Source organism: Rhodopseudomonas sp. (assembly GCF_013377015.1).
In the GTDB taxonomy this organism is placed as follows: Bacteria; Pseudomonadota; Alphaproteobacteria; order Rhizobiales; family Xanthobacteraceae; genus JARJEH01.
In genome coordinates this window covers 1,437,519-1,444,745 of record NZ_JACABA010000001.1, presented here as the reverse complement: position 1 = coordinate 1,444,745, position 7,227 = coordinate 1,437,519, and the positions used below count along the sequence as shown (strand labels likewise).

Sequence of the window (7,227 nt, the reverse complement as noted above, 5' to 3'; positions counted from 1 at the left end):
GTCCAGCGCCGCAGGGAAACGGTGCTCCGGCGCCAGCCGGTAGGCCACGCCGAACACGCGCGCCGATGCAGCGGCAGACACCTGCGCCATCAGCTCGCGGTGCGAAGCCAGCGAGCCGACCTGGAAGCCGCCGCCGTGGAAGCCGCCGCCTCCGCCCCTAAAGCCGCCGGCACCGAGGGGTCGGCCATTCTGAATCTGGATGGTGTGATCGGTGGCGACTTTGGCTGCGGACGTGGCGGGCGTTCCGATCGGCGATAGCGCCTGCGCGCGTGGCGCGGTTGCCACCGACAACGCCAGCACCGCAGCTGCGGCGAGCCCGAACGACCCGACGCGATGGACAAAACGATTGGACAGACGATTTACAATCCCAACCATCAACAAACCTCTCTCGCGCAGCCGCGCGTCCGCATTGCCGTGTGATTGCTCCCGCCACGAAGCTAGGGCGCGCGATCTGAATGCATCATGAATGCGGATCGACCAACGCGTCGAACCTGTCGTTATGGCGTCAACAAAACAGGCCCGGATCACGGGCCTGTTGGTTGCGAAAGCGTGCTGAAGGTCGATTACCATCGGCGCCAGTGGCGGCGATGATGCCAGCGCCGGTGCCAGCCATAATGACGGCGCCAGTGATAATGGCGATGCCAGCCGTGACGCCAGCGCACCTCGGTGACGTCGCCGATCGGTCTGCTCTGAACCGCGGCGGCGATCCCGGGGCTGATCAGCGAGGCCGCCTGCGCGCGCCCGGTCGGGGCGACAAGCAACAGCAATCCAGCGAGGGCGACAAAGCTCAGAATTCGTTTGACGTTCATCGGTGGTTCCTCCGTGGGTCCGCTGGCGTGAGGCTATGGAGAACGACGTGAATGCGGCGTGAATGTCGTCGTCGCAAAGAAGAATGCCGACGCGGCGCGACGGTTCCGTGATGGTGCGGACGATCGGAAACCCAGCGCCGCGTCGACCTCAGCCGCGGCGCCAGAAGCAGTTCATCCGCGGGGTGATCACGGTTCCGCTGGGGCGGAATTCCTGCACATAGGTCGCTGTGCAGTCGCGCACCGCGTTGGCGCCCGGAAAATAGCGCGGATAGACGTCGTCGCCATTGTCGCGGGGGTAGACCCGCAGCCGCCGCGGCGGCCGTCGGGTGCGGCTTTGCGCCGAGAGGTCGGTGGCGACAGATGGCTGCGATGCGCCCGCCCGCGCGGCCGACGCGGTTTGCGGCCGGGCATCGGCTGGCATCGGCAACTGCGCCGCAATCGCGAAGGCGAGCCCGATCGCCATCGTCAAACCCCGCATCGCACCCGCTCCCGCTCTGAAATCACGCCGCAACGTCTCCGATTGCCGCGCCGCCGTCAACCGCACGGCCGTTCGGCTTTGCCCAAAGCGCAGCGATCTTCTAGAAGCGGACGATGTGGACTTCAGCGAAACCGCCGTCGCTGGCCGAGATGGAAGCGATGGCGCACCAGATGCTCGGTCGGCTGCCGCAGGGCTTTCGCGCGCTGTGCGAGGGCGTGATCATCCGCGTCGACGATTTCCCGACCGACGAGGTGCTGGAGGAGATGCAGGCCGAGACCGAATTCGACCTGCTCGGGCTGTTCCAGGGCATCGGCCTGCCGCAGCGGAGCAGCCAGGATATCGCGCCGCTGCCCAACATGATCTGGCTGTACCGGCGGCCGATCCTGGACTACTGGGCCGAGCACGACGAGCCGCTCGGCCGCATCGTCCGCCATGTGCTGATTCACGAGATCGGCCACCATTTCGGGCTGTCGGACGACGACATGGAGGCGATCGAGGCCCAGGTGACGGATTAGGCCAGCGCAAAAGGGGCTTTGCCATCGGACTTTGCCGCGCTAAAACCCGCCCTCAATCTGGGAAACAGGCCTATGGACAAGTTCACCACGCTGGAAGGCGTCGCGGCGCCGCTGAAGATCATCAATGTCGACACCGACATGATCATCCCGAAGCAGTTCCTGAAGACCATCAAGCGCACCGGGCTCGGCAAGGGCCTGTTCTCCGAGCAGCGCTATAACGACGACGGCAGCGAGAACCCGGATTTCATCCTCAACAAGCCGGCCTATCGCAATTCGAAGATCCTGGTCGCCGGCGACAATTTCGGCTGCGGCTCGAGCCGCGAACACGCGCCCTGGGCGCTGCTGGATTTCGGCATCCGCTGCGTAATCTCGACCTCGTTCGGCGACATCTTCTACAACAACTGCTTCAAGAACGGCGTGCTGCCGATCCGGGTGACGCAGTCCGATCTCGACAAATTGTTCGACGACGCCGAGCGTGGTGCCAACGCCACGCTGACCGTCGATCTGGCCAAGCAGGAAATCCGCGGGCCGGACGGCGGCACCGTGAAGTTCGAGATCGACGCGTTCCGCAAGCACTGCCTGATGAACGGCCTCGACGACATTGGCCTGACGCTGGAAAAGAAAGCCTCGATCGACAGTTACGAGGCCAAGGCGAAGACCGAGCGCGCCTGGGCGTAAGGTATCTTCACCCTCCCCTGGAGGGGGAGGGTCGGACGGCGAAGCCGTCCGGGGCGGGGTGTCGGCGCAGCCGGACTCGCTGCAACCTTGATCGCGGGGTCCATCGACAGCGACGCTCGCGACCGTCTGCGTTTCGTCGAGAAGAATGACCGAACCTCGGCGGTGTCACCCCACCCCGCTCGCTACGCGAGCGACCCTCCCCCTCCAGGGGAGGGTAAGAACAGCGACCGCTTCCTGTTGATTAATGTCCCATCGTTTCGATCGCGTCGGCGATCGCGATGGTTTTACGCGCGATCTCGGCGTGCAGTCGCTCCACCATCCGGCCGTCGAGCTGGATCGCGCCGCGATTGGCGTTTTCCGGGCGCTCGAATGCCGCGATGATCTTGCGCGCATAGTCGACGTCGGCGGCCGGCGGCGTGAAGGTAGCGTTGCAGGCGTCGATCTGTCCCGGATGGATCAGGGTCTTGCCGTCGAAGCCGAGGTCGCGCGACTGCGCGCATTCATGGGCGAAGCCCTCGATATTGGCGATGTCACTATAGGGCCCGTCGAGGAAGGCGAGCCCATGGGCGCGGGCGGCCAGCATGCAATGGGTGATCATCGGCAGCATCGTGGCGCGGCCGGGCAGCATCCGGATCCGGGTTTCCAGCGATAAATCGTTCGGCCCGAACACGAAGCCGGCCAGCCGCATCTCGGAATCGTGGCTCTGCGCCGCCAGCTCCTCGGCATGCAGCACGCTGCGCGCAGTCTCGATCATGATCCAGACCCGCAGCGCGATATCGGCGTTGATGTCGCTGAGGCGGTCGGCGATCGCGGTGAGGTCGGCGACGCTGGAGACTTTCGGCACCAGGATGCCATCCGGCTTCGCCTTGGCGGCCATGCCGAGGTCGTCGATCCACCACGGCGAATCCAGGCTGTTGATCCGGACCAGCACCTCGCGCTTGCCGAACCCCTTGGCGGCGATCGCCTGGGCGACCTGGACCCGCGCGACACCCTTGGCGTCCGGCGCCACCGAATCCTCGAGGTCGAGGATGATGCCGTCGGCGTGCAGCAGCCGGGCCTTTTCGAGCGCGCGGGCGTTAGAACCCGGCATGAACAACAGGCTGCGGCGCGGACGGATCATGGCGTCATCCCTTCAGGCTTTCAGCGTGAGGCGATATCATCTCGGAACCGCCGCCGAAAGGCTTGTTCCCGGCCGCGGGCTATGGTTATCCCGGGCAGAACCCGAAGCCGCCCAAGAGGGCCTTCCAAGGGAATCATCATGACGTCGTTTCCGAACCATCTGATCTCCGGCTACCGAACCTTCACCTCGCAGCGGCTGCCGACCGAACAGGCGCGCTATCGCGAATTGTCGGAGCGCGGGCAATCGCCCGAGGTGATGGTGATCGGCTGCTGCGATTCCCGCGTGTCGCCGGAGGTGATCTTCGACGCCGGCCCGGGCGAAATGTTCGTGGTCCGCAACGTCGCCAATCTGGTGCCGGTCTATGCGCCGGACGGCGGCACCCACGGCGTCTCGGCGGCGCTGGAATTCGCCGTCCAGGTGCTGCGGGTCAAGCACATCGTGGTGCTGGGCCACGCCCAATGCGGCGGCATCCGCGCCTTCGTCGACAAGGCCGCGCCGCTGTCGCCCGGCGATTTCATCGGCCGCTGGATGTCGATGTTCGTCAAGCCCGGCGAGGTGGTGGAGCGCCGCGACAGCGAAACCATGCAGGACTTCGTCACCCGGATCGAGAAGGCCGCGGTGTTCCGCAGCCTGGAAAACCTGATGACCTTTCCCTGCGTCAGCATCCTGGTCGAGCGCGGCAAATTGCAGTTGCACGGCGCCTATTTCGGCGTCGCCGAGGGCTCGCTGTCCGTGCTCGATCAGACCGCGAAGGAATTCCGCCCGGTCCTGCCGACCGCGTGAGCGGGAGGTCCAGCGTCGCGGCGGGACCGACGCCTAGTGTGCGTCCTTGCCTGCGCTACCATGGTCGCCGCCCCAGCGGTCGGACAGCGCCAGCACCAGGGTCGAGACCACGAACACCAGATGCACGCCGACCAGCCAGCCCATCTTCTGCGCGTCGAACGCGGCGTCGATATTCATGAACGCCTTCAAGACCTGGATCGCCGAGATTGCAACGATCGAGGCCAGCAGCTTCTGCTTCAGCCCGGCGAAATCCACTTTGGTCATCCACTCCGGCCAGTCCGGATGGCCGCGGGGATCGATCCGCGAGACGAAATTCTCGTAGCCGGAGAACACCACGATCAGGATCAAATTGCCGGTCAGCGAGACGTCGATCAGCGACAGCACGCCGAGGATGATGTCGGATTCCTTCGCCGACGGCGCGTGCAGGATGAATTCGAACAGCAGTAGCCCGAACTTGTAGAGCAGCACCGCGAGGCTGATGACGAGGCCGAGATAGAACGGCGCCATCAGCCAGCGGCTGTTGAACAGCACCGCCTCGAAGCCGTTCTCGACGCGCTTCAGCGTCGGATTCGGTTTGTAGGTCGCCGGCTCGTCCGTCATCGCGTCCCCCCTGACATTCCGATGCTTCAAGTTCGTCCTGCGAACGCGCCGTCCCGCGCTGATCCTCATCCTGAGGAGCGGCCGGCTTCGGCCGCGTCTCGAAGGATGAGGCATGCTCAGCCGCTTCAACGCCGCAGAACATTCTCATGGTTCGAGACGGAGCTGCGCGCCTCCTCACCATGAGGGAAGTGCCGGATTGCAAAGCCCAGCGCAGCGGCCAGGTCGCTACCGGCGTTACGCCGCCTTCTTCTTCGCGGTGATCAGCTTGCGGTTGATCAGGCATTCGGCGATCTGGATCGCGTTCAGCGCCGCGCCCTTGCGCAGATTGTCCGACACGCACCACAGGACCAGGCCGTTCTCCACCGTCGCATCCTCGCGGATGCGGCTGATATAGGTGGCGTCCTCGCCGGCCGCCTCATAGGGCGTAACGTAGCCGCCGGGCTCGTGCTTGTCGATCACCAGACAGCCCGGCGCGTTGCGCAGAATGTCGCGGGCTTCATCGGCCGAGATCGGATTCTCGAATTCGATGTTGACCGATTCGGAATGGCCGACGAACACCGGCACGCGGACGCAGGTCGCCACCAGCTTGATTTTGGGATCAAGAATCTTCTTGGTCTCCATCATCATCTTCCACTCTTCCTTGGTGAAACCGTCTTCCATGAACACGTCGATCTCGGGGATGACGTTGAAGGCAATCCGCTTCGGGAATTTCTTATTGATCAATTCGCTGTTGGTGTAGACCGCCTTGGTCTGCGAAAACAATTCGTCCATCGCGTCCTTGCCGGCGCCGGACACCGACTGATAGGTCGACACCACGACGCGCTTGATCACCGCCTTGTCGTGCAGCGGCTTCAACGCGACCACGAGCTGTGCGGTCGAGCAGTTCGGATTGGCGATGATGTTCTTCTTGGCAAAGCCGGCGACCGCCGCGGCATTCACCTCGGGCACGATCAGCGGCACGTCGGGATCCATCCGCCACGCCGACGAATTGTCGATCACCACCGCGCCCTGGGCGCCGATCTTCGGCGACCACTCCTTGGATACCGCGCCGCCCGCCGACATCAGGCAGATGTCGACGTCGCTGAAATCGTAGTGCTCGAGCGCTTTGCATTTCAGAGTGTGGTCGCCATAGGACACTTCGACGCCCATGCTGCGGCGCGACGCCAGCGCCACCACCTCGTCGGCGGGGAATTTGCGCTCGTCCAGAATGTTGAGCATTTCGCGCCCGACATTGCCGGTCGCACCGACCACCGCGACTTTGTAACCCATCGTTCACTCTCCGAAGAAAAATGCTCCGCCTCCGCAACTGGCGGAAAGGGAAGAGCCAGCGCTTCTATGCGAGAAACGCTTCCAGCACAACTTTACTCCCTGTCAGAGCTTGGTGAATGCGTAGGATTCCGGCCCGCCGTGCTGTCCCCAATCAGGCCCGGATTCACCCGGCGCTGCGCAGCTTTGCCGACGAGTGCAAGGACGCCGTCGTGCGGATGCTGGCCTATGTCGGCGGGCTGGCGTTGATTGGACTGGTCGTGGCGTTTGCCGCCAATCCGTTGACCAATGTGGCGGTGGGCGCGGCGACCGAGCCGGTGGCCAAGCCGGGCTGGAGTCCGGCCGACCGTTCGCATCCCGCCTTCGCCGTCAGTCAATTCGATTCATCTGGCAAATCAGAAACTTACGAAATCCTGCGGCATCCGGAAGGCGGCCGCAAAGACATCCTGCGCTGGGCCGCGCCCGGCGAGAAGCCGGTCGCCGAGCTGGAAATCTACCGGCTGGGCGGCGAATCGAGCCAAAGCGGACCGCCGGCGGCCGAGATCGCGGCGCGGATGGACCCGGACGGGATGCGGGCGGTCGAGGCCGCGGGCATGATCGACAGCAAGTTCGGACCGGTGACGCTGCTCGACCTCGCCGATCGCACCGGCCAGGCCAGCACCTGTCTGGGTTTCCTCAAGCGCCTCGACGACGCCAATCTGCGAATCTCCGGTTGGTCGTGCCAGGGTGATACCCTGCCGCAGCGCCGTTCCGCGATCGGCTGCATGTTGAGCCGGCTGGTGCTGCTGACCGCAGGCAACGATCCGAAGCTGGCGGAGGTGTTCGCGCATGCCGAACTTCGCCGCGGCGCCTGCACCGCGACGCTGGCGCAGCCGGCGAATTCGGCGGACTGGGTCACCGGCGCGCAGAACCCGCGGCTGCGCGGCGGCTTCTGATCCAAACCGAGCCAAGACGCTGGATTTGATGCAACATTTGCCG

General features: G+C 64.7%; 10 protein-coding genes. 4 read left to right on the top strand and 6 right to left on the bottom strand.

Translation table 11 applies throughout. The features are described from left to right. The 3 genes from HXX15_RS06875 to HXX15_RS06865 all read right to left on the bottom strand — a co-directional run. A partial coding sequence (locus HXX15_RS06875; RefSeq protein WP_296514046.1) for an alpha/beta hydrolase fold domain-containing protein occupies positions 1-570 on the bottom strand: 570 nt, incomplete at its 3' end. Continuing rightward, a complete protein-coding gene (locus HXX15_RS06870; RefSeq protein WP_296514044.1) occupies positions 564-809 on the bottom strand; it encodes a hypothetical protein in 246 nt (81 codons plus the stop codon). The genes HXX15_RS06870 and HXX15_RS06875, both read right to left, overlap by 7 nt. 148 nt (positions 810-957) lie before the next feature. After that, a complete protein-coding gene (locus HXX15_RS06865) occupies positions 958-1,287 on the bottom strand; it encodes a hypothetical protein (protein WP_296514041.1) in 330 nt (109 codons plus the stop codon). A gap of 113 nt (positions 1,288-1,400) precedes the next feature. Between HXX15_RS06865 and HXX15_RS06860 the strand changes: the two genes are divergently transcribed. After that, entirely contained in the window at positions 1,401-1,802 is a 402-nt protein-coding gene (locus HXX15_RS06860; RefSeq protein WP_296514038.1) for a metallopeptidase family protein, read from the top strand. A 72-nt stretch (positions 1,803-1,874) separates the two neighbouring features. Further along, positions 1,875-2,480, top strand: a complete 606-nt coding sequence (gene leuD / locus HXX15_RS06855; protein ID WP_296514035.1) for a 3-isopropylmalate dehydratase small subunit — start codon at positions 1,875-1,877, stop codon at positions 2,478-2,480. 241 nt (positions 2,481-2,721) lie between these two features. Here the strand turns inward: leuD and HXX15_RS06850 are convergent, their stop codons facing one another. After that, positions 2,722-3,600 carry a CoA ester lyase gene (locus HXX15_RS06850; RefSeq protein WP_296514033.1) on the bottom strand — a complete coding sequence of 293 codons (879 nt, stop codon included), beginning with the start codon at positions 3,598-3,600 and terminating at the stop codon, positions 2,722-2,724. 138 nt (positions 3,601-3,738) lie between these two features. Between HXX15_RS06850 and HXX15_RS06845 the strand changes: the two genes are divergently transcribed. Further along, positions 3,739-4,383: a carbonic anhydrase gene (locus tag HXX15_RS06845; RefSeq protein ID WP_296514030.1), complete on the top strand. Its 645-nt coding sequence runs from the start codon at positions 3,739-3,741 to the stop codon at positions 4,381-4,383. A gap of 33 nt (positions 4,384-4,416) precedes the next feature. On the opposite strand, the gene HXX15_RS06840 is transcribed toward HXX15_RS06845, so the two are convergent. Then, a complete protein-coding gene (locus HXX15_RS06840; RefSeq protein WP_296514027.1) occupies positions 4,417-4,983 on the bottom strand; it encodes a TIGR00645 family protein in 567 nt (188 codons plus the stop codon). A gap of 234 nt (positions 4,984-5,217) precedes the next feature. Further along, positions 5,218-6,252, bottom strand: coding sequence for an aspartate-semialdehyde dehydrogenase (locus HXX15_RS06835; protein ID WP_296514025.1), 1,035 nt, complete (start codon positions 6,250-6,252; stop codon positions 5,218-5,220). Between the two features lie 116 nt (positions 6,253-6,368). Between HXX15_RS06835 and HXX15_RS06830 the strand changes: the two genes are divergently transcribed. Further along, complete coding sequence (locus tag HXX15_RS06830) at positions 6,369-7,184, top strand: hypothetical protein (protein ID WP_296514022.1); 816 nt, start codon at positions 6,369-6,371, stop codon at positions 7,182-7,184. The last annotated feature ends 43 nt before the right edge of the window (positions 7,185-7,227 follow it).

What these genes read in the sequence shown, in the direction of transcription:
- HXX15_RS06870 (WP_296514044.1), bottom strand. Translation starts at nt 809, where the DNA reads ATGAACGTCAAACGAATTCTGAGCTTTGTCGCCCTCGCTGGATTGCTG.
- HXX15_RS06840 (WP_296514027.1), bottom strand. Translation starts at nt 4,983, where the DNA reads ATGACGGACGAGCCGGCGACCTACAAACCGAATCCGACGCTGAAGCGC.
- HXX15_RS06850 (WP_296514033.1), bottom strand. Translation starts at nt 3,600, where the DNA reads ATGATCCGTCCGCGCCGCAGCCTGTTGTTCATGCCGGGTTCTAACGCC.
- HXX15_RS06865 (WP_296514041.1), bottom strand. Translation starts at nt 1,287, where the DNA reads ATGCGGGGTTTGACGATGGCGATCGGGCTCGCCTTCGCGATTGCGGCG.
- HXX15_RS06835 (WP_296514025.1), bottom strand. Translation starts at nt 6,252, where the DNA reads ATGGGTTACAAAGTCGCGGTGGTCGGTGCGACCGGCAATGTCGGGCGC.
- HXX15_RS06860 (WP_296514038.1), top strand. Translation starts at nt 1,401, where the DNA reads ATGTGGACTTCAGCGAAACCGCCGTCGCTGGCCGAGATGGAAGCGATG.
- leuD (WP_296514035.1), top strand. Translation starts at nt 1,875, where the DNA reads ATGGACAAGTTCACCACGCTGGAAGGCGTCGCGGCGCCGCTGAAGATC.
- HXX15_RS06830 (WP_296514022.1), top strand. Translation starts at nt 6,369, where the DNA reads ATGCGTAGGATTCCGGCCCGCCGTGCTGTCCCCAATCAGGCCCGGATT.
- HXX15_RS06845 (WP_296514030.1), top strand. Translation starts at nt 3,739, where the DNA reads ATGACGTCGTTTCCGAACCATCTGATCTCCGGCTACCGAACCTTCACC.